Genomic DNA, 22,165 nt, shown 5'->3' with positions numbered 1-22,165 from the left:
TTGCCATATAAGTATCTCGGGCTTAATCTAACGAGGTCATGCGGGTGGTGGTTACCAATTACACGCCACCAACGCTTCCACCCAAGCGTGATCTATTTTTTCCATTTTTGGATTTACTTCACTCACCGCCACGTTTACACCTAAATCATCTGCTAGATACATTTTAATCATGCGCTGCAAACCAACATCATCAAGATGTTTAAATTCTTCCGCTAAAAAGGCTTTTTCATTGGCGGTTAGTTTTTTCCCTTGAAGCCTTGCATGCCCATATTCAACCCAATTAAGGTAGGCCACACGCGAAGTGCTTTGAAATTCGTTAACTAATGCTCTTACGTTGGAATGAATACGGGCATACATCGCCTCGTCTTTGTTCACCAACATCGTCACAAGTAAATTCAACCCTGAGTTTAGTTCGCCTGATTTGTTGGGGACGAGTTGAAACAACATGTAAGCGTCTTTAAAAAAGTTTTGGGCATCCCCTCTATTCCCCCTGTCTGATGCCACAACACCTAAATTGTTGTTAATCGATGCAAGGGCATTTGAATCTTCAAGACGCTCAGCTAATTCCTTGGCTTCCAAGTACAGGCTGTTTGCAACGACGAGGTTATTGCGTTCTCGGGCCGTATTCGCCAATCCGTTTAACGCTTTCAATTTTTGTGAGGAGTCTGATGCGTGTTTGAGTGCGCAGGTATAACCTTTCGTTGTTGTCTCATGATGGTTAGTGCGTCTAAGCCAAGTCGATGCTGTGTACAGAACGGAGAATATCCGCTCCCTAAACGCAGGCGCTATTTCCAACGAGAAGACTTTATCTAAGTATTCAGCGGCTTCATCTTGCTTAAACAGAAGTAAATAAGCTTGGGCTTTGAGTAAATTTGCCTGAAACTGCAGATCGGGTTCCATTTCACTTAAATTGGCTATCGCATCAATGTGTTCGATAGCGGTTTTAGGGGCTTTATATAAAAAATATTCAGCTCGAGAGAGCTGATAACGAAGAGCGTCCGGATTGGCTTGTTGAGTCGCGAAAGACAAGGTTGAGGCGAAAAATAGCACGCTAAAAGCGGCTGCCTTTCCTCCTTTAACGCGGTAACGCAAAAAAGTTGTCAATCGAATATTCTCTAACATGCCACTTATCATCGCGCATTTTCCTTACCACGGCGACTCATTTTCATTCGGAACAGTGTAATATGAAGGTACAATGATTAAAAGCCTTACAACACAGACGTGGGTACCTACTTTAGTTTAACCGTTTGTAAAAACAGCTTATTTTATTGTCCATCAAGGTGGAGCAGGCGTCGACTGCACCTTGCTTGTCTGCAAAACCTTGAACAATCACGCGAAACTCTTGTGTACCATTTCGACTACTTTCAATAATTCGCATTCTTTGTGTCGTTAAGTAGGTCGATTTAACCTGTTGCAACTCTTGCATAAATTGTTCAGCGTGCGTTTGTGAATAGTACACTGCGAGCTGCAACACGTGAGGACTCGTTTGCAATGCCTCTGGAACAGTTGGAGCTGGTGACACTGGGGTCTCTTTTGGTGGCTCTGTCGTTTTTGTCGTCAATGTCGAAGATGGTGCTGACAACACCGAATTGTCTTTTTTCATCGACCCTTCACCAACCGTTTGCTGTGCTTCTGGCATCATTGAATCTAACGCTAGAACAACTGATTTCAACTCCTGTTCAACCGCGAGTAAGTTTTCAATGCGCGCTTCCAACTGCTGGTGTGACTGCTTTAATTCATCAAATTCAGCGCGTGAAACGGTTTGTGAAGCCGGTATTTGTGGCGTGGTTCCACAGCCACTTAACGCGAGTAAACTGCTCGCGAGTAAACTGAGTAGGCGCTTTTGTTTCAACACGTTATCTTTCTCCATCATAGTTCAACTTCCACTTTTTTTACTACGCACTGAATATTTTGCGTGTAAAGCACATCACAACGCGTTTGCGCGTCACTTTCTTTTTCAAAGTAGCCTGCAGCCAGTTGAAAGCGTTTTGAGAGAGGGTCTTCCACGTAGAAAACCTCAGAAGCATTGCCATAAAATCGCTTTTTAAGCAGCTTCCAGTACATTTTAAGCAGTTTTAAATGACTAAATTGCTGCACTTCGGCAATGTAGCCCACAGACTTTCGGGGTTTTCTCACAGCAAGCTCAACATCCGTGTAAATTTCACCTTGGCTCGAGAATTTGAATTCAGCCAATGATAAACCGACCACTTTTTTGTTTGTTGCCGCTGCTCGGACAAAATAATGCCCGGGATGAATTTCGTTAAACAGATAGTAACCGTCGTGTTCAGACTTAGTGGTCGAAACCACCTCACCTTTTTCGTTAACTAGCTCTACTTCGACATAGGCCGCGGCAAGCCCGGTTGTATCATCGTAAACCGTGCCGTCAATTTCACCGCCTAAGGTGATTGGAATGTCAGCGTACTCGACAAGTCCTGCGCGAGGCGTAATAGAGAATCCTTTGTCAGCTCGCACCATAAATGGATCGGGTAGCGTTGCAAAATCAATTTCAATGTCAGTTCGTTGGTTTGGCGGTAGAGATTTTAAAATAGCCACTCCATTGTTTTGCGTAATGGCCGTACGGAAACTTTGTCTAGAAATTACTTTTACGTTCGGCAGCAATGGCTCGCCTTGATCGTAACGACCATTCACATTCTCATCTGTAAAGACTCGAACAATCAAACTTCCTGCATTAGATAGCGGCGTTGAGGATAGGATCATGGCATTGTCTTGTGTGACCATGCCCAAGCTAGTTCGCGCCAACAAATTAACGCCAACGTCATTCTCTTTGTCGTAAGTAATAGAGACTCGTCAGCATAAGCTGAGGGATAATCCACGACAAATCAATACTATACTGATTTATATTGTTCAACGCATTATGTTCAATGGACCACTGAGCCTGCCACTGTTCGTTCAGCCGTTTTGAGATATTAAGTTCATAGTTAGTCCAATCGAAATGGTCACTTGCGTCGTAACTAGCCGAAAACTTCGTAAAATAACCCTCGATAAAACCGGAGATCCGCATTGCCCCGTAACGTGTCAAAGTACCTGAATTTCGCCACGAAAATTGGTGGTTAAGCTGAATGTCGTCAACGCGCATCGACAATTGGTTTTGAAAATAGAGATCATCGGTACTACCAAAATCGGCATATTGAACGTTTTGTTGATACCCAATATTGAAAGGTAATAAGCCGCTCAGTTGCAATGAGGCGCTATTACTGTTTTTTAATGGTTCGTTTTTTTGACTGTTTTTTTCCAAAGAAAAAGTGAGGTTCTGTTTTAAAACTGTTGTCTGTAAATTACTATGCCACAATTCTTGTAGGTCATTTTGCTCATAATTGAGTTGCCAAGCAGCTAGGTTTGCAACGCTTCCTTGTAAACCCGTTGAGAATTGCCCCTCATCCTCTTTAGCACCGTAAGATTGACTCACACCGACGTAGGTTTGCATTCCAAAAGGTAAGGTTAATCGATAGTTCGCAGAAAGCTGATAATCCCCGAGGTCACTCGATTCATTTTGATTGAGCAAATAACGATTTGGTTGGATAAGTGAGACGTTTAGTCTGCTTTGCCAAGGTTTATTTGATTTACCGTCAAAATACACCTCACGGTTTTCACGAGCGACTTCACCAAAAGGACCATACTTAACAATTTCAAGTCTGTTATTGCCAAACTGCAAACGAACGTTATTGAATTCATAGCGCCCCACTTCTGTACTTGTTTGCTTATCAACTAATACACCATTGAGATACAGTTCAACATCCCAATTCGGCTGAATATCGCCAGAAATGCTCACTTGTTCTTGCGAGGGTGACAGCAAACTGTCGTCTGAATCAAACTTGATACCACGCCCAATCGCTGAGTTAAGTAAACGTCCCGACTGCACGGGTTGTATGTCACCGGCTTCCCAGCGATGGATGCCTATCGACGTTAAAGGGTTATCCGATGTTAATGTACGGTCAAATGAAATCCGAGATGATTTAAGCAGATCCTCTTTCGAGCCGTACAGGTAAAAACGGCCCGACGCATAGGCAAAATCCTGTCGTGCTAACATCGAATACGAAAGGCTATCTTGGTCTTTTTGATGCTTAGCAAATAATTGAAAATCCAAAGCTGGATCAGAAAACAACCCATAGTTTGCGCGTCTTTCAGGCATTGATGCGGGTTGACCGTCGGTGACCTTCGATGCTTTACGTCGTTGACGCCGAAGTTTTTCTTGAATGGGCAGAGTCGATATCGGTTGTGTAAGCAACGTTTGGCCAAAATAATCAAACTGAAAATTGAGCTCGAGTAAGTCAGTTAGCCACTTAGCTTCAATATACAAATCGTCATCTGCCAACTCAAACTCATCTGTTTCACCTATCAGCGTCCCATTCCGATATAACTTTAGCGACTCTCCGTGTTGTTCTATGCGGATCTCATTTTGCTCGGTATAAATCCACCCTTCCACTAGGCCGTTTTCTAAAGACACATCAATTGGCAGTTCAAGCACTTGTGAAAGCGTTGTGATACCCAGTAACGCTTGTTGAGCGCTTTTTATCGCAAAGACATCGGAAAGAGGCTGATTCTCTAGATTAACGGTTAATAAAAGTAATTCCCCTACCGGTATAGTCGACTCAATGGGGGTTGAACTGACGTGTGTATGGGCGTTTAGTTGTTTGTATTTACTGGCAAGTTGCCGCACAGCGTCGGGTAACGCTGCTTGAGCACTGCTCATCAGCAACAATAAACTAACCGAAGCTATATGCCTCTTGTGACGCATGACGTTTAGCATTTACAGCGTGAAGCTTCGCTCAGCAAACAGATGATTCTTAAATTGCTCATTCCCTTCATAACGAATAACGAGTTTGCCGTGTTTAGGTAACTTGGTATGGCCAATTAGCGGTAATCTAAATTGAGATGTCGATTGCTCTGCGTAGATATTGGCATTATTCAAACGCGCGACGACCGTTTTCGACCCATTGGTATCAACATGCTCAACCGTCATATTCCCTGAACTGCTTAAAGGCCCTCGTCTAGACATCACTAACTCAATATTTTCGCTGTCAGGTAACGTAAATTTATCAATACTCACTTCTGGTATTCGGCTGCTATTTCGCACAATGACGGGGACGTTATAACTAATCATTAGATTGATGTGTAAACCCGACTGCTTCTGTTCCTTTGGGGCTTCAATCGGCTGCGCGACCAGATTCAAATAACTGCGAAATTCGGCTTCGGGCAAATCTTTAGGTTTACGAATAGCCAATTTGACAATTTGACGTTCATTCGGTGCAAGCGTCACATGCCTTGGGCTTACGCGTATCATATTTTCAACCAAGGGACCTTGCGGCTTGTCCACATTGATAAGATTGCCCAAGTTATCAAACACCAAGTTTTTCCATTGCAGTCGGTAACTCACCGCTTGATCACCTGAGTTTAACAACATAATTGTTGCGACCCGATCTCGCTCAGAGAAAACCACTCGATTTGGGGAAATGCTTAAGTTGGCAAAGGTAGGAAAGCTTGAAACAAGCAACAAGAAAAACGCGAATGTGCGGCGTAAAAACATAAATACAACCTTAAAAGCTGACCGTAATATTGAATTCCGTTGCGTAATCTATATCTCGATAGACTTCGCTATTATTAGAATTTGTGAGTCTCTGCTCCAATCTTGAAAGTCGCCTGTCCACTGCTGTCCGTGTATACCTTTGTCGGGTAATCTAAACGCCGCAATGTAAATTGATTGGTGGAGAAAACACTCGTCATTTTGTCGTTAAAATTCACGTCGATAGTCAGTTCAGTATTTGCAGGGCCGTCATAAAGCAACACTTCAGCGGGCACACCGGAATCAATAATGTAAATTTGTCCATATGAATAGGCAGCGCCGCCCCTTGGAACAACCAAACGGCTAGGTACTGAATTCTTGACGATAGCGATTTCGCCGAAACTAAGAGGTTGCAGCACAGAAATCGCTATCAGAGCGGTTAGACTCATCGGTGAGTTTCGCCGAGCGAGACTCGGCTTACGATTATTTGTACGTTACCGTAACATCGACTGAACCAGAATAGTCACCATCTTGATACATAGATTGCGTAGCTCGGGCTTGTGTTTTAAGCGTGCCACCTACATAAAATTTCACCGCACCGCTCAAATCACTGATCAGTGGCGTTGTCGCCGCGTCGTAGGCTTTGCCTGTGTTCTCACCACCTTCAATGAAAAACTTAAAATCACTCAGTGTAAATTTTGGCGCATTAGGTGGCGCAGTCGTTGGTGTAACTTCTATAGATGCTGGCGCTGTGATTAACATGCTTGAGTAAGGCGCTGTGCCCGAAACATTAAATGAACCAGGTGTGCCACTTTCTAGCACTTGAAACTTTGCTTCACCGGCACTTGTTAAAGTTGGTTGCGTTGAAGGATTCGGACTCATTACGATGGTTGCTTGGTTATCCACTGTGGTTGATGTGTCAGCAAACGCCAGAAGTGAACCAAAAGACATCGGTTCGCCTTGTTCCAAAGTAAAGGTGTTTTTAACTTTAACCGAAACGGCGAGTTGTGCCGTTTTAGTAGACGCGTGAGCAGCTAAACTAAGCACACCCATCGCTGAAATCGCGAGTAAAGCAGAGGTTTTATTCATCCGTTTTTCCTTCCTAGTAATAATTCTTCCAAACCTTATATCGGCATAGATTACATTTTATTTAATTTAAAAAGTAAAGATTTCTACAGATTTATTTTCCTTTCACCGTTGTTTAATACGCAACTTTGGTTCATTTTCTTTACTTGTTTACAAAACTGTTTGGCGGCCACGTCCCCTGCAAAGCCGGACACTTTAATTGAGTAAAACTGACTGTTTTCGGGATGACTTGACACGTTTAATGTAAATGGGGAAAACATTGATGAATACCGCTGTTGAAACACCTTTTTCTGTTGTAACGCGCGTGCCTCAGATGCAAACATACCAACATTGAGAAATATTGTTTGCTGATATTCTGCTAATATTTGCTGTTCATCCGGTGCTATGACCATGTCAACGCTAGGTCGAGTGAGTGCTTGAGCATTCGTATAGGGCTTGTCGCTCAATGCTTTCTGAATATTAAGTTCGTCCACGAGAATGGCGAGATCTTCTTTCATTTCAAGTAGTTCTACTAGCTCTTTTTGGGTAACCTGAGCACCATTTTCACTTCGTTTCATTGTTTCAATTTCCACACTACTGCATGAGCAAAGTGTAAACACACACAAAACTAATGATATATCCCTAACTGATGTGAGCATTTTGTATTCACTTAATCCCTGACTGCATATTGAGCATTATTTTAATCTCAGTAACACGGTATACCAGCATTTTATTTGCTTTACATCAAAATAGAGGTGAATAAATAAAATACAAAGAAAACGACAGGGCTAAACGTTTAAATAAAGAAAATCAAATGTTCAATAAATAAACAAACCCGCTTTCGCGGGTTTCAACTTTTATTTACTTCACACTTTGATTTTAAAGGTGGGCAACTTTACTTACTGCGATGCGGGAAAGTAAAGCTCGCTTCATTGATGAGACTCACCCGTTTGCTCTTTTGGGGTGGAATAAAAACGCACATGCATTTCGTCGTTGTTATTATCCAATTCTATTTGGGCAAAACCCCAAACAAAGGGTTTGTTCCATACTAAATCGTATTCTGGGTAAGTCGCTTCTTGCGCGGTGGCAAAGGGTGAGTGAACGCCACGCATTTTGGCTGCGGCACCACTGATGATCAATGGCAATTTAGGTTTATCGTGATGGCCCAGTACTCGAGAACAGTCATCCGTCAGTAGCTCTAAATCATGTTCATGACCGGCAATATATGCGTCTGCGTATTGGCAAAGTTCAGGCAACAGTAATTTGCGTAGAACGTGTGCCTCATTGAACTTTGTACCACCAATTGACCAAAGCACATGGTGACCATACACAATTTTCCATTTCGCTTGCGATGTTTTCAATCCTTCGGCGAGCCATGCGAGTTGAGTGTGATCTTCACCACCCAGCGGTGTTTCATGCTTTTCTATCTTTTCCACTTCGGCTTGCTTGCTCGCCAGTGCAGAAGCGAGTCCTTGCTCTGTACCGTCTGCTCTTAACGGCACATCGTAATAATGTTGACCCGACAGCAACATGTTGGTGTCTAGCACAAAAAATTCAACGTCGTTGCCAGGTTGGCCCACTTTGTATCGATAATAGCCTTTTTCACCCATCGTAAAATTAGGCTCTTTACCCATCCAAGCTAATTGCAACTCAACACCTTTACGTGATGATTTCCAGTCATGATTGCCGAGCGCCGAGTACACCATCAAATCCGGTTGTTGCTCAAAAAGTGGGAGCAGTGGCTTTTTAATCAAATCGTCCATGCGTTTCTGGTCGTCTTTGCCATCTTTCGCATCAGCACCATCAGGGTAGATGTTGTCACCCAACTGAATGGCAAAATCACATTGTGACTGCTTGCAAAGCGCGGCCATTGCTTGCCCAACCACCAGTGCGCCCGTATGCTCTGTAGCTGTCTGAGTGCCTGGATAAACATAAATTGGCGCATGGTCAAATTCCGCCAATGGACGGTTATCTTCCAACCAATCTTTTTTCTCTGCCGCGATAAATGCATCTTTGTCGCGTGGATTTTTTATGTGTTTGGTTTTTGGATAATCCGGATGATAACCCCCGTCACCAAAAGCCAAGAAAGAAATGTTATCACTCGCCATCACCTGACTTGATAACAGCAAGGCCAAAGTAAATGCGCTCGATTTTTTTAATGTAAACATACTGCATTCTGCCAGCGAAACGCTGGCAGCCCCGTTAAACAGTGAATTAGAAAGACGTGATGGTTAAACCAAGCTCATACGAGCGACCGTACGTCTCATATTGGTAATTGTATTGATTTGCACCGTGATACAGATGCATCGGTTCGTCTGTTAAGTTGGTGACGTTGAAATATACTTGTGTTTGGTCATTCCAGTAATACTTCGCACTAAAATCCAATTGAGTGTGAGCCGCTTCAAACACGTCGCTATCGTTCTCTTCAAATAAAAACGCTTTACTCTTATAAGAAGCACTTAAGCGCGTGCTAAACGTTTGGTTTTCGTAGCCAAGCATCAAGTTAGCAACGGTATCCGATTGATTTGGTAACTTATCGTCCGCGTCGATCAGTGTTGCGTTAGCGTTTAGCATCAAACCGTTTGTCCAGTTTTTCGCATAAGCCAGTTCAACCCCTTTTAACTTCGCTTTACCGCCATTAACAGACTGAAGTACTTTTTTAAATCCATCCCATTGGCCGTTATCTTGAACTTCTTTTACTGCGATAAAGTTATCGATGTCTTTAAAGAACACACCGAGTGACATCACGCCGATACTGCCTGGATAGTATTCAATCGAGAAATCAAAGTTTGTCGCTTCGTATGGATCCAAATCCGGGTTACCCACCTCAGCTTCACGCGTCACTTTGACTTGACCATCATCGTCCTCACGTTCTGTCTCAATTAACGCTTTGGCCGCCGAATCAGAGAAACTTGGCCGTGCGACTGTATTGGTATACGCAAAGCGGCTAATTAAGTTGTCACTGTGCGAATACTTCATCGTGAGGTTTGGTAACCAATGTGAATAATCTTTCTCTGCAGACCAATCATTCACATTGACCGTAGTGTCACCGGTAATGTCATCTGCGACTAATTCAACGCGGTGACCCGCTGTTTCTGTGTGCGTATCTTCAAAACGAAGACCTGTGATCACATTTAACTCACCGATATCAACGCTTAACATCGCGTATGCGGCAAAAATTGTTTCACTTGAATCGTAGCTGCGACCTTGCGTTTCAACTTGCGATTCTTGTTCGTTGAGTTCAATTGAGCCTTGATTGTTTTTGAAATACGCGCGTAAACCTTCACGATTCAAACCAGGGCCAAAGTCGCCTAGGCTGTAATCCGGCACTGCCGCAGAGAATTGACTCGCTGTGACGTCGTCAAAACCACCCGTATATACACGTGCATCAACATCATTGAACTTGTCACGGTCATGGTATTTTGCACCGAACTTCACTTCAGCGTTGTAACCTGACAAAAGTAAGTCTTTGCTTACGTCTAATTTAAACGTCGTTGCTTCGTCTTCAGTCAGGTTATTCTCTGAAACAATTTCATCCAGTTCAAAGCGACTTAAGTCATGCGCGTCTTCTGAACGAATAAAAGACGGTGTATCGCCACCAAGACGGTAACCCAAATCCAACTTTTTACCCGCAAAGCTAATGTCTAAACGACCTGGTTCCGCTTCTTCCGATTTGGAGTAACCTACGCTGTATTCAACAAACCAATCTTTTAGTTGGTGCTCTGCACCTAATACTGTTGACAGGATCTTTTGCTCTTCATAGCGGTCTTTCGTATCTCGATCCATTTTTGCATTGGTAAACAGTGCACTGTTTGCGTCGTGAGAGACAACGTCGCCTTTGGCAAACTTGTACTCATTGCGCACACGATATTCATCGTCAGAGAATTCGCTGTAGAGCGAGCGTAAGTAATATTTGTGCTTTGATCCTTGGTGTAAATCGATATTCAGTGCTGCACCTAAACGTTCACGCGTGATGAGGTAATGACGCTGTTCCATTTCTTCCGCGCCAAAAAACGTTTCATCTTCACCCGTTTCTGCGTTTTCTAATTCAAGCTCCATGAACCCACCGTCGGTTTCCATGTTGTGTGAACCAAAGTCACGCTTGAACCATGAAACCGCACCAGCAATACCTAAATCGCTCTTTTTGCCCAGCTCAAACACATTGCTGTAGCTTGCCGCTAATTTAGGGCTGGTTTCACTCACTTGCTCGTTGTAACCCGCTTGAGCTGTGAATGTATAGCTTTGCCCTTCGCGGTCAAATGCGCTCAAACTTTTAACTTCAATTGAGCCACCAATCGCACCTGCATCCATATCTGGCGTAACGGTTTTGCTCACTTCCAAACTTTGTACTAACTCACTTGGGATCACGTCCATCGCGACGCTACGTACACCAGCTTCAGGCGAAGGAACGTTAGCACCATTGATTGTCACGTTGTTCAAATTCGGGTCGATACCACGGATCCCAACAAAGCGACCTTCACCTTGGTCACGGGCGATAAAGACCCCCGGCAAACGTTGAAGCGCCTCTGCCGCATTTTGGTCTGGCAGTTGCCCAATACCGTCTGCACTCACAATCGATTTAATACCGTCCGCGTTTTTCTGACGCGACAAAGCGCCGGCTTGACCTGCGCGCTGACCCACAACGATTAAGTCTTCCATCTGTGACTCGGTTGGCGAAAGTAGCACTAACGCTTCTGTCGTTTCGCCATCACGAATTTCAATGGTCTGTGTTGTTGGCTCGGCACCAACATAGCGTACTTCTAACGTATAGCGACCAGCAGGGAGTTTAGCCATGTAAAAACGGCCATCACGACCGGTTACAACACGTTTGTTCAATTCCTTAACGACAACTTCAGCCCCTTCGAAGTTGTTTTTTTGTTTAGTATCTTGAACGTGACCATTCAACGTGTTTGCAACAGCTACGCCGCCAAACAATGTACTCGATACGGTCAGCGCGATTAACGCTTTGGAAAACTTAGACGGTAGTTTGTGATTCATGATTTACTCGCACAGATTGGGATTATTGTTATTGGTAACGCCCCGTTACCATAAAAAACTGCGAGGAAAACTAATCGGAGTTGATGAAGGAAATATTGCAACATTTCGTATGGTCTAACGAAATACGTTGATTTTTGGCCATTTTCTGACTGATTTGAGCTGATCTGACCCACTCAAAAAAGGTACAAACTGCAGTAATGCAGTCAAACGAGCGGGAATTTCACCTCGCTGTCATCTTTTTGTCTCAACTCATGAGCTAATCTGACCCTAGTTGACAACGAAGGCGCATGCCAACATTGACCAAATTATTTTCTATTTTAGCACCATGAATTACTCCCCTTTTAAAACACATCGAACACTTTGGATTTCGCTAGCAATCTTGCTCGCAGCCACGTTTTCATTAGCTATCTTATTTGGATTGCCAAAATCACAAGAAGAAATAAATTGGCTAGATGCCATAGGTGAAGGTGGCATTTGCATTATGGTACTGGTTTGGCTTACTGCCACGTTGTTTGCAAGACCTAAAGGAAGCGTCACGAATTGGATGTTTTGCGGACTCAGTAGCTTGCTTGTCTCCACATTACTAGATTTCTTTGACGAATTTGTTCGTTTTGCACCCGATGAAGCGTGGTTTTCCAATGTGGAAGCGTTTCCGGCTGTGGTCGGCATGATAGTAATGACGGTGGCCGCAAAAGGGTGGTACAAAGAACAAGAAACGCTAAACCAAACCTTGATGAAAAAGGAGCGTTTTTACCGCAGCCACAGCCACTGCGATTTCATTACTGGTTTATACAATGCCAAGTACATGAAAGAACAGATTGAACGAGAAATGTTGAGGGCGCATCACGGCTCTCCCGATTTTTGCATTGGACTGTTCGACATCAAAGGATTTACCGACCTGACGCGTGCTCAAGGCTTAGTCAAAGCTAATCAATTGCTGCGCGACATCGGTGAACTCATCAGTCTAAATTTACGTGATGCCGATTTAGTGTGCCGTTACGCAGGCGATCGCTTCATTGTTTTATTTGCAGAATGCAAACTCGCTGAAGCACAGCAAACTGCACGTCATATTGCCGATATTGTGGCAAAGCATACACAGTACACTACCACGGGCGAATTCACAGCGTACAGTGAAGTCACGTGGAGCGTCATCAGTCCAATGCCACAAGAGAATGTCGATACCATGCTCTCGCGCTTGCATCAAAAAGTGCAGCAGCAAAAGCGAGTGGCTTAACATGGTAAAGGTTGTAGCATGACAGAGATCATCGACAGAGAGCGCCCACATCTTTGCGTGATCCAATTATTGTTGCCGCTCATTGAACTCTCTCGGCAACGTGGTGCGCTGCCTGAAAAGCTGTTAGCAGGAACCAAACTTTGTTATCAATCGCTCGGTGAAGAAACGTTACTGATTTCTCAAGCGCAATTTGACACGGTTATTCAAAACGCCCTTAAATTAAACAACACGGAGCTCAGCTTTGTGTTTGGCACGTATCTCGTACAAACCATGAGCGCGTATCGTGGGCAGTTGCTATGCCACAGTAAAAACCTCCAACAACTGTTGCGGTTACTCGTACTCCATCAAATGGAGTGTTTTGCCAGCCTAACTGCCCATCGATTATGTGAAGATAATAAACATTATTATTTTGTGGGATTTGCCATCAGCGAGCCGCCATTCAGTGTACAACGCTTCTACATAGAAACATTAGCCTCTCTCGTTTGTGGATTTTTACGATGGCGTTTTCCTATATTAAAACTGGAACTGCGTTTCCCCTTTGCCAAGCCAGAACACATTGAACAATACCAAAGTCATCTTCACGCCGAGTACAGTTTTGGGCATCATGACTTTGCACTGGTCATTGACCGCCACGCGTTGCAACTGGCTCAAATCGGAACCTTATCCAACCTGATACCTCGACTTCGCATCCCCGTTCATCGGGCACATCAATTTGGTTTTGTGCAATACGTAGAATGGCAACTCAGGCGTAATAACCGCTTAAGTTTAGAGGACCTAGCGCAAATTTTGGCAATAAGCCAAGCTACCTTGAAACGTAAACTGAAACAGCACAACACGAGCCTAGTTGAAATCAAAGACCGAATTTTACGTCAGCAAGCCATTGTGCGTTTGGAGCTTGGGCAAAACACCGAACGCGTCGCTAATGCGCTGGAATTCAGCGACCTCAGTAATTTCAGACGCGCGTTTAAACGTTGGACGGGCGTCACGCCGTCACTCATCAAAAATCGGATTGGTTAACTTACCGTCCGTTTTACTGAGTATTGTAATTTAATTAGCCTCTTCCCCTGACATTTCTCACTCGCTTCACTATGCTTTTACTGTGTTTCGCTGTTAAAAACAGAATAATAACGGTCAATGTCACATCAAATACGCTCTGCTTTAGACAACACACTGCCCGTATGGCGCATGCAAATCTTCCGCAAACTGTTCGGAACGCTTGCGATTACCTGCGTACCGGTTTATTTCACCAGCGTGTACTTATGTATTCAACTCGGTCTTTATTCCATGGTCGTGTTGGACACCATCAGCTATGCAATTTTGGTGTACATCTTACAAAGCAAAACCATGTCTTCGACACATCGCTACGCCTTGGGATGTAGCCTCGCTTACCTCATCGGTAATGCGTTCTTATACACCGTTGGGCCTGCTGGTGCGGGATTTATGTGGTTGTTTGCCTTTGCGCCACTCAGTGCCATTTTACTAGGAAAAAGAGCGGGTTACTTTGCGCTTGGCTTAAACGTCGTGTCATTGGTCACCATTGGCGTGATGTTTCAACTAGATTTGCTTCGATGGGCGGGCCTTGTCGACTTTTCAGCCATCATCTGGTGGGTTCTCACGGTCAACTTTCTCGCGACGAATGCAATGGTAACCATGTCATCTGGGTACTTAACGAATAAATTAATTGAATCGTTAGGTGCGTCTCTCTCTTCGCGTCAGGCAACCATTTTCGGTCTCGCAAAACTCGCGGAATATCGAGATAACGAAACGGGCGCACACTTACTCCGAATGCGGCAATACGCCGAGCTGCTGGCGACAGAAAGGCAAAAAGACCGAGATGCACCTATCGAATTGGATGACGACTTCATTGCTGACATTAACTTGTCGGCTATCTTGCATGACATCGGTAAAGTCGGTGTCGCTGATTCTATTTTGTTGAAGCCAGGAAAACTTACGGCTGAAGAATTTGAGCAAATCAAATCACACCCCGTGATTGGCGGTCAAGTCATCGAAAGCTTAATTAAATATGCGCCAAGTTGTGGCTTTTTAAAAATGGGCAAAGACATCGCCGCAGGCCACCATGAAAAATGGGATGGTTCAGGCTATCCAAAAGGCTTAAAGGGCGAAGACATTCCGCTTAGTGCTCGCATTGTTGCCTTGGTGGATGTCTATGATGCGCTCACAACGCCACGCTGCTACAAACGCCCATTTTCTCATTTTGAAGCGCGTGAACTTATTTTAGATGGTAAGGGAAAACATTTTGATCCCAAACTCGTCACGTGCTTTTTACGCATCGAAGACAAGTTTGAGGCGATTTCCTCTATTGCCGAAGAGTAAACCGCTCGCTTATTTATCAATGTGGCCCAAATCGCGGGTCGGATCTAATCGGTCACGGACCAAACGCTTCGCTATTTTTGCTTCTGGAAATCCGCCATCTCGCACGCGACACCAAATCAGCTCGTCATTATAATAAATTTGATACACGCCCTTGCTCGCAGGCGCTAGTGCCACTTCAGCCAGCTCATCACTGAACGTTGAAAGAAGTTCCTGTGCCATCCACCCCGCACGCAACAACCACTGACACAACACACAATAATGGATGGTAATTTTAGGTTTCATATTGATACTCATTGACTCTCTATTGTCGCTAAGTATAACGTGAGAAAAGAAAAACACGGAGTACAAGGTGTTGCAATGAAAATTGGTGAGTTAGCCAAAGTCACAGGCCTGAGCGCCTCTAAAATCCGATTTTACGAAAGTATTGGCTTATTAAAAACCGTTACTCGTTCAGCAAATGGTTATCGTCACTACCCAAAAGAAGCCGTTCTTGCGCTTGAACTAATTTCATCGGGCCAACAAGCAGGATTTAGTTTAGAGGAACTGAACGCGTTGTTGCCAGAAGACTTGACGAATTGGCAGCATCAAACGCTCGTTAATGCGCTACAGCAAAAAGTCCGAGACATTGAACTGCTCGAAGCAAAGCTAGCGCACAACAAGGCACATCTTACTGAAATTTTGGAAAAAATAGCATCCAAACCAGACAACATTGATTGCCAAGAAAACGCTAAACGTGTTTTAACTGAACTCTGTAATGACAAACGCCGTGAAAAATAACGCGCGTATCGAGCACCCGAAAATCAGTACATAACGAATGCATCGAGTAGAGCAGACTAAGCAAGTACCGAGTGTTAACGTATTGAGTAAAGTTGAGAAACTTACAATTCTTGAGAAAAGCTCGCTTTCGGCTCATGCCACGGGACTCAAAAACAGTGAGCGGAACATATCTATTCTTTCAGCAATTTATACAGCGTATCAATACGTTTATTGATCCGTTTACTTTGTGCATGCAAATCAGCACTCACCCCAAAGATAAGAATAAGCAATACATATGAAATAGGTTGATGAACTATCTCCGGATACATCCAAACAAGCAAAGCCATACTCATTAACATGCCAACGGTTCTGAGTAGATTGCCTTTCCAATTTGGACGTAATTGTTCAAACTCTTCGACAAGCGCCTGCTTCTTTTGTTTTTCATGAATTAGAATCGGTGCTTCAATGTGTTCAACATCCATTCGATCTTCCTAACTTTTTAATTCCTCAATCAGAGGCGTTGATAATGAGTTATTTACCCATCGGGTGAATTGTGAACTGGGCATCTTACGAAGATTTTAGACAAAATACTATTATCAAGAATACATTAGACGTTAATTATGCGTTGGATTTGTTATATGGACACTCACCGTGCTCATAGCGCCCAGCTAGAACCCTGAACGCAGTTTCCTTGTATACCTTTGCCAGAGTTATCTGTTCAGTAACCAATATACAAATTCTTTTGTTTCTGACGAACTACTTAAGTCCACGCTCTTTAAGTTAATGTTATCTTTAAAAACAACACGGTTCTTATTTACGGAAATTGAAAAAATAGGAGGGGTGGCTTCAATAGATAAGCCATTGAATTTTTGATTCATATTTTAAGCTTCTTATATTTAAGGTTAATTTAACGATACTTAGCTCTCAAACACACATAAACTCAGCCATTAAAGAAAAATTAAATATAATTCACACTAAAAAGGTGGTGCAGATTAAAAACCACGTTGGGTACAGTAAAAAAATCTGCTGGTATTCATAACACTAATATCGCGACACACTCTACTTGAGCGTGTTATACGTATAAAAAATTACAGTAAAAATTAACTTACTGAATTAACACTGGTGAGCTGTTTTTATCAAAAAAATAGGTAAAAAACACCTCTAAAAGACCTACGATATCTAAATCGTAAGCGAATCTTGATTATTTTTGCCTGTTGATAAAACGCTCAGCAATGGCAAAAAGCTTATCACATTTTTCTTTTTGTAGTTCATATTCAGCGTCATCTTGTTCAAGGCTATCTAGCACTTCTTTCGCTTGGCGGTATTCACCAACAACTTGCTCTAGACGTTCTTCAAAATTGCCTTTCTTAGATTTCTGATTGTTTTTTCTTGCAGGTTTACGCATCGTGCTCTCTTTAAATCAACGTTTGAATCATTTTCCTGTGCTCACTTCACAATAGCTAAGCTCAACATGGCGAATGTTTTGCGCAATTCGATTGCCTTCATTCGTGCCGACTATTTGGCCTTTAATCGTCTTTTTTGATTATTCTATTTTCGATGTAAAACGGTATACATCTAGATAATCGTTTATCTGAATATTTGCTCTTTTTTCTAATCTGAAATTAAAAAATAAAAAGAGGTAAGGGGCATTTGCCAAGTATGCAAGGAGGAAAATATATTTGAATCGATAGTTTTCTTTAAACTATAAAATGGCGTGTGAGATGCTTCTCGCAAAAGCATCTCTCTACAACTAAGTTACGCTACAGTAACGTTCGCTGCTTGTGGGCCTTTAGCGCCTTTTTCAACATTGAAAGACACTTTTTGTCCTTCATGAAGCGTCTTGAAACCATCAATTTCAATAGCTTTAAAGTGAACGAAAACGTCCTGGCTACCATTGTCAGGCGCGATAAAGCCAAAACCTTTAGTTTCGTTAAACCATTTTACTGAACCAGTTGTCTTATTAGACATAGATACCTCGATAGATTGATAAATTTGAACTTTTAGCTACTAACTCTGTATTGAAGGAAAAGATATCGCAGGGTACATATGACGAAAAAATTCGAAAGAAAACTGAGAAAAACTTGAACTAGATATTTCATTAATAGCTCGCTGTTTGAGCTGCGAGCACTATACACGATATTCAACGAATAGATAGTTATTTATAATTTATTTTATTTCTCTATTAAAATCATACGCAAACGTTTTAAAAAAACGATCAACATTAACCAACCCCCATTAGTGGTACAAAATATTACTCACTCGCAATGCGGTTTCTACGTCGCAACAACTTATTTGCTTATACGATGATGCAAATGCTTAACGCTTTAAATTGTGGAATGCCATTTCAAACACGCAATCGCGTAAGCTGCCAAACAAAACCACGGCAAAGGCACCCGCTCCGCGTCTGAAAACATTCTGCTTCTTTCCTATCTCACAACACAAGCCAAGCGGCTCGTACATAAACTGGCAACGTTACGCGTATCTGTTAGGTAATCTTGTACAACTTTAAGTTTGATGCATCCACTTTGTTTGCCGCTTCTTCATAGCTCAGACGATATTGGTCGATAAGCTCGTCCATTTTCATCGCAGAATCGGCGATTTGACTGGCTGCTGTTGCGATTTGCTCTGAGCCTTTCACATTTTCAACTGACTTGCCTTGTATTGAGGTGATCCGCGACACCACTTCATGCAATGCAATATTTTGATGGTGGGCATTTTCCGTTACTTCTTTGGTGCCCATTTCCACCGCTTTAGCTTGCTCTACCATGGTTTTTAGTAGCGTGGTTACCGCACCAATGTCCTTAACCGCAAGCCCTGCTCTGTCTTTACTTGCCAATACCGTTTGGCTTGACGACGCCGCGGTGTGTTGTAATTCCACCACCATGTTGGCAATTTGCTCGGTACATTCTTGTGTGCGATTGGCAAGGCTGCGCACTTCATCTGCGACCACCGCAAAACCTCGTCCTTGTTCACCCGCTCGCGCCGCTTCAATGGCCGCATTTAACGCAAGTAAGTTGGTTTGTTCCGCAATACTTCTAATCATATCGACAACCGCGGTAATTTTGCCTACTTCGTCGTTTAGGGTGTTAATTCGGTTCGCCGCACCCGACATTTCATCCGACAACGCGAGAATCACATTGGACGTATCTTTCGCCTTATGTTCACCCAGTTCACACTCACGCACCAAGTTACCCAGCACCTCAAAATTCTGCTGCATTGAGTGCGTAACATGCTCTATGTTCTGCATCATTTGTTCTGCCGCAGCCGAAATCGACTCAATTCCTTGTTGCTGCTCTGAGAGGTTTTTTTGGCTATCCACAATCGCAAACGCCGTTTCATGCGTCGCTGTGGCTATTTTTGACGATGCCGTTTGAAACTGGCATAAATCAATGGTGAGTTGCTTGAGTAATTCATTAATGTAGTTTGCCGTCATTCCCAGTTGATCTTGCGTCACCACATTAACCGTTTTACGCAGTTCTTTGTCCTCAATCACTTGGCGAATAACTTGACGGGTCAGATCCGATTGCATTTTTTGCAAACGCATCGTTTTCCAAACCCCAAACGTTATTGCTACCGCAAAGACCAGCAACGCAATTTCACCTGCGACCAAATAAAGTGATTTATTCAGAAGTGCTTTGGCTTCGTGCACCGTAAAGTCCAAGGCTTGCTTTTCGGCCTCACGCATCACTTCAATTCGCTTTGTCGCGGCGCTAAACCACGCTTGCGGATCCACACTGAATCCTGCATTTTTAGAAAGAACGAGGTCACGATATTCATTCACTTGCTTAAACGAACTGTCATTTGCTGCTTTTTCAAATAACGCTTTCTCTTCGCCAATCGCAAGACGCATTGCTGTCCTTAATGAATTCCTTTGATAGTCAATCAGTTCAGAAATTCTAACCACTTGTTTTTGGGTGATTTCGTCTTTTGCGAAAACAGACGTTAATATGGCGCGTTCAATGCCCGCTTGCTCCTTAGCAAACGAAAAAGCATACAAGGCAGAGATCTCATAACTTACGTCTTTATCAGAACTAATGTCCGCGGCATCTTCGACAATTTTAAACCCCGCTCGGTTAATCGAGGTATAAAAGGCAATGGCATCTCCTGTCGTCGAAAAAGCATTGACTTCACCACGCACTTTGCTTCGCTCCATCAACAGCGCCCGCATAGCCCTCAAGTCAGTCTCGACCCGCTTTCTGCGTTCAGTGTCGGCCGCCAGTGCATCCAACTCAGCCACAACGTTGTCAACAACCTGACGCTGTTTGTTCAAACTCGAGAGCGTGTTGCTGTCTTTTGTTCCTAAATAGCCTACCGACATGCCACGTTCTTTTTGGATTTCATGAATGACGCTCAGGATAGTGCCTGCAAGTTCCGCGTACCTTTCAATCTCATCTGCTTCCTTGAATTTCTTCTGTGCTACACTGATATTCACTGAAACCAAAACAAGCAATAAAATACAAGGTGTTACAACAAGAAAACCAAGATGCTTACTGAAAAGACGTAAAAGAGAATTCATGCTCACCTGCCAATTGGACTGTTTTACTAAATAGAATTTCTGCTTATATGCACTGTAGAAGACTTTTCGCAAACCACCAAAAATGACGAGTTAGATTTTTTATAATTACGACTTTTTACTAATACCTTAAAGTTTGTGTGGTTACTTAATTAAACTAATTCTCCGTTCCGGCAAAGCGAGGCGTTATCACACATTGAATACAATAAACGCCGAGTCAACGAATGCTTACCGACTCGGCGCTGATCTTTGGCGTTACGTTGGTCTAATTCAAGATGACGCTTTTTCAAGAACAATCGTGCAGGCTGCAGGACTGTCACCCGTCATACTCACTACTGCGTTATAACCATTGTGTGTTCCGTCATAAATACCATCGCTCGAGTAGTGTTTACTCGTTTTATCAGCGGCGGTGTATGCCGCTTTAGAACTCGAGTAACCGCTTTCACTTGTCGCAATTTTGAAATAGTTCTCTTTGTTGACCGGCGTCGCCGCCATAATCGCCCAACCAGAACCATTTGGCATTGTGATGTTCATGGTTATGTTTGAGTCCGCTCCTTTTGCGTGAACACCCGCTTCCCAAAGTTCACCTTGGGCAACCTTGTTACCGTCATCGGCATCTCGTAAGCTGCCGTGGTCGACATAAAAATCGAGTTTAATGGTTTCACCACATTCGTTTTGAATGCCCACCGCAAGGTCGTTACGGTCTCTATTACTTCCAAATACGCTTGAAATTAAATCGTTTACGTTGATCGTAAAGTTAGTATTCGTTGCCATTTTGCTCTCCTTAAATAAACAGTTGTTTTGGCCTGTTAATTATGGAATTTCAGGAATTTGGAAACATTACGGCAACTTACACAGTGTTTTCGTGCTCTGCAGCCACGTTACTCTGCTTTTGATCACGTAAAATGCTCTGTCTCGGTGTTTTATATGGAATATAGAATCAAGGCGCTATTGAAAGACTTTCTTCATAAAAAAGCGCTAAAAAATAGCGAGATAGCTAAAGTTTGCTATACCTAAATAACTATAATTCGATTAATCCGCTTAAGTGGAGTCTCACTGCATGTTTTTCAAACGGAATGTTCCAAACAAATTCGAAGAAGAAGTTAAGGCTCTCAAAAGTGAACGGGATCAGCTACTCGAAAGACTAAACGATGTCGAACATCGACTGCACACCTCGTATGAAGAGTCCGCTGAGGTTGCTCGGGCAGTAGAGATAGAACGTACGATTGTGAAAAACTTTTTTATGTCGCTTGATATGCTCGATGCTGTGCGCCATGACGTTGCGAGGCTCTGCGGAACTTTTGAAAGGCGAACAATCGCGTTTAACCGGTAGCTTGAGCGATTTCCAAAACATCAGCAGTGGCCTTGGCAGTTGTGTAAAAGTCTTAGTCGGCTTAACCGGACAAACTGAAAAACTCAAAGAGTCGTTTGAAAAACTCTCGCAGTCGGCTTCCGAAATAAACTCTTTTGTTACTCAAGTACAAAGCATTTCTGAGCAAACTAATTTGCTCGCACTTAATGCAGCGATTGAAGCCGCTCGCGCAGGGGAGCAAGGCCGAGGATTCGCCGTCGTTGCTGATGAGGTTAGAACCTTGGCGAGCCGCTCTTCTGAAGCCGCGGAAAAAATTTCAAACCTCACGAACATCACTACTCAACAAACAGAAAACGCCTTTGAACATGTAAAACAAAATACGCATGAGACCGAGGTGGTTTCAAAGACAGCATCAGAGATCAACGAATCTGT

Annotated in this window: 20 protein-coding genes and 2 pseudogenes; 6 read left to right on the top strand and 16 right to left on the bottom strand. The window is 43.3% G+C overall.

What is annotated here, in order from left to right:
* Nucleotides 1-51: 51 nt before the first annotated feature.
* From J5O05_RS21390 to J5O05_RS21345, 10 genes and pseudogenes are all read right to left on the bottom strand, one after another.
* Nucleotides 52-1,134 carry a tetratricopeptide repeat protein gene (locus J5O05_RS21390; protein WP_208844943.1) on the bottom strand — a complete coding sequence of 361 codons (1,083 nt, stop codon included), beginning with the start codon at nucleotides 1,132-1,134 and terminating at the stop codon, nucleotides 52-54.
* 100 nt (nucleotides 1,135-1,234) lie between these two features.
* On the bottom strand, nucleotides 1,235-1,873 hold the full coding sequence (locus J5O05_RS21385; protein WP_208844942.1) for an SPOR domain-containing protein: 639 nt from the start codon (nucleotides 1,871-1,873) through the stop codon (nucleotides 1,235-1,237).
* Nucleotides 1,870-2,763, bottom strand: coding sequence for a carboxypeptidase-like regulatory domain-containing protein (locus J5O05_RS21380; RefSeq protein ID WP_208844941.1), 894 nt, complete (start codon nucleotides 2,761-2,763; stop codon nucleotides 1,870-1,872). The genes J5O05_RS21385 and J5O05_RS21380 overlap by 4 nt, the downstream gene beginning before the upstream one ends.
* A gap of 13 nt (nucleotides 2,764-2,776) precedes the next feature.
* The gene (locus J5O05_RS21375) at nucleotides 2,777-4,756 is read right to left on the bottom strand and encodes a hypothetical protein (RefSeq protein WP_208844940.1); all 1,980 of its coding nucleotides are present in this window, start codon (nucleotides 4,754-4,756) and stop codon (nucleotides 2,777-2,779) included.
* Nucleotides 4,757-4,768: 12 nt separating this feature from the next.
* Nucleotides 4,769-5,545 (bottom strand): fimbrial biogenesis chaperone, encoded by a 777-nt coding sequence (locus J5O05_RS21370; protein WP_208844939.1) that lies wholly within the window; start codon nucleotides 5,543-5,545, stop codon nucleotides 4,769-4,771.
* Between the two features lie 74 nt (nucleotides 5,546-5,619).
* Entirely contained in the window at nucleotides 5,620-5,970 is a 351-nt protein-coding gene (locus J5O05_RS21365; RefSeq protein ID WP_208844938.1) for a hypothetical protein, read from the bottom strand.
* Nucleotides 5,971-6,004: 34 nt separating this feature from the next.
* Nucleotides 6,005-6,610 (bottom strand): DUF4402 domain-containing protein, encoded by a 606-nt coding sequence (locus tag J5O05_RS21360; protein ID WP_208844937.1) that lies wholly within the window; start codon nucleotides 6,608-6,610, stop codon nucleotides 6,005-6,007.
* An 83-nt stretch (nucleotides 6,611-6,693) separates the two neighbouring features.
* Complete coding sequence (locus tag J5O05_RS21355) at nucleotides 6,694-7,164, bottom strand: SPOR domain-containing protein (RefSeq protein ID WP_208844936.1); 471 nt, start codon at nucleotides 7,162-7,164, stop codon at nucleotides 6,694-6,696.
* A gap of 317 nt (nucleotides 7,165-7,481) precedes the next feature.
* Nucleotides 7,482-8,694, bottom strand: a pseudogene (locus J5O05_RS21350) (metallophosphoesterase).
* Between the two features lie 106 nt (nucleotides 8,695-8,800).
* The gene (locus tag J5O05_RS21345; protein WP_208844934.1) at nucleotides 8,801-11,584 is read right to left on the bottom strand and encodes a TonB-dependent receptor; all 2,784 of its coding nucleotides are present in this window, start codon (nucleotides 11,582-11,584) and stop codon (nucleotides 8,801-8,803) included.
* A gap of 271 nt (nucleotides 11,585-11,855) precedes the next feature.
* On the opposite strand from J5O05_RS21345, the gene J5O05_RS21340 reads away from it, so the two are divergent.
* The 3 genes from J5O05_RS21340 to J5O05_RS21330 all read left to right on the top strand — a co-directional run bounded on the left by J5O05_RS21340 (nucleotide 11,856) and on the right by J5O05_RS21330 (nucleotide 15,152).
* Entirely contained in the window at nucleotides 11,856-12,818 is a 963-nt protein-coding gene (locus J5O05_RS21340; RefSeq protein WP_208844933.1) for a GGDEF domain-containing protein, read from the top strand.
* Between the two features lie 18 nt (nucleotides 12,819-12,836).
* On the top strand, nucleotides 12,837-13,835 hold the full coding sequence (locus J5O05_RS21335) for a helix-turn-helix transcriptional regulator (RefSeq protein WP_208844932.1): 999 nt from the start codon (nucleotides 12,837-12,839) through the stop codon (nucleotides 13,833-13,835).
* A 117-nt stretch (nucleotides 13,836-13,952) separates the two neighbouring features.
* Entirely contained in the window at nucleotides 13,953-15,152 is a 1,200-nt protein-coding gene (locus J5O05_RS21330) for an HD-GYP domain-containing protein (RefSeq protein WP_208844931.1), read from the top strand.
* A 9-nt stretch (nucleotides 15,153-15,161) separates the two neighbouring features.
* Here the strand turns inward: J5O05_RS21330 and J5O05_RS21325 are convergent, their stop codons facing one another.
* A complete protein-coding gene (locus tag J5O05_RS21325; protein WP_244370139.1) occupies nucleotides 15,162-15,446 on the bottom strand; it encodes an Rdx family protein in 285 nt (94 codons plus the stop codon).
* A gap of 63 nt (nucleotides 15,447-15,509) precedes the next feature.
* Between J5O05_RS21325 and J5O05_RS21320 the strand changes: the two genes are divergently transcribed.
* Entirely contained in the window at nucleotides 15,510-15,929 is a 420-nt protein-coding gene (locus J5O05_RS21320; RefSeq protein ID WP_208844930.1) for a MerR family transcriptional regulator, read from the top strand.
* A gap of 170 nt (nucleotides 15,930-16,099) precedes the next feature.
* Here J5O05_RS21320 and J5O05_RS21315 read toward each other — a convergent pair whose 3' ends face one another.
* The 5 genes from J5O05_RS21315 to J5O05_RS21295 all read right to left on the bottom strand — a co-directional run bounded on the left by J5O05_RS21315 (nucleotide 16,100) and on the right by J5O05_RS21295 (nucleotide 21,195).
* Nucleotides 16,100-16,390, bottom strand: coding sequence for a hypothetical protein (locus tag J5O05_RS21315; RefSeq protein ID WP_208844929.1), 291 nt, complete (start codon nucleotides 16,388-16,390; stop codon nucleotides 16,100-16,102).
* A 719-nt stretch (nucleotides 16,391-17,109) separates the two neighbouring features.
* A complete protein-coding gene (locus J5O05_RS21310; RefSeq protein WP_208844928.1) occupies nucleotides 17,110-17,313 on the bottom strand; it encodes a hypothetical protein in 204 nt (67 codons plus the stop codon).
* Between the two features lie 350 nt (nucleotides 17,314-17,663).
* Entirely contained in the window at nucleotides 17,664-17,876 is a 213-nt protein-coding gene (gene cspE, locus J5O05_RS21305) for a transcription antiterminator/RNA stability regulator CspE (protein ID WP_208844927.1), read from the bottom strand.
* A 517-nt stretch (nucleotides 17,877-18,393) separates the two neighbouring features.
* A complete protein-coding gene (locus J5O05_RS21300; RefSeq protein WP_208844926.1) occupies nucleotides 18,394-20,424 on the bottom strand; it encodes a methyl-accepting chemotaxis protein in 2,031 nt (676 codons plus the stop codon).
* Between the two features lie 267 nt (nucleotides 20,425-20,691).
* Complete coding sequence (locus J5O05_RS21295; protein WP_208844925.1) at nucleotides 20,692-21,195, bottom strand: hypothetical protein; 504 nt, start codon at nucleotides 21,193-21,195, stop codon at nucleotides 20,692-20,694.
* A 286-nt stretch (nucleotides 21,196-21,481) separates the two neighbouring features.
* Between J5O05_RS21295 and J5O05_RS21290 the strand changes: the two genes are divergently transcribed.
* Both J5O05_RS21290 and J5O05_RS22965 read left to right on the top strand, forming a co-directional pair.
* The gene (locus J5O05_RS21290) at nucleotides 21,482-21,754 is read left to right on the top strand and encodes a hypothetical protein (protein WP_208844924.1); all 273 of its coding nucleotides are present in this window, start codon (nucleotides 21,482-21,484) and stop codon (nucleotides 21,752-21,754) included.
* Nucleotides 21,684-22,163: pseudogene (locus tag J5O05_RS22965) on the top strand (methyl-accepting chemotaxis protein); the annotation flags it as partial. The gene J5O05_RS21290 and the pseudogene J5O05_RS22965, both read left to right, overlap by 71 nt.
* Nucleotides 22,164-22,165: the final 2 nt, after the last annotated feature.

This window comes from Pseudoalteromonas xiamenensis, from assembly GCF_017638925.1.
Classification (GTDB): Bacteria; Pseudomonadota; Gammaproteobacteria; order Enterobacterales; family Alteromonadaceae; genus Pseudoalteromonas; species Pseudoalteromonas xiamenensis.
Note: the sequence above shows the minus strand (reverse complement) of the source record. Positions and strands in the feature narration are given on the sequence as shown.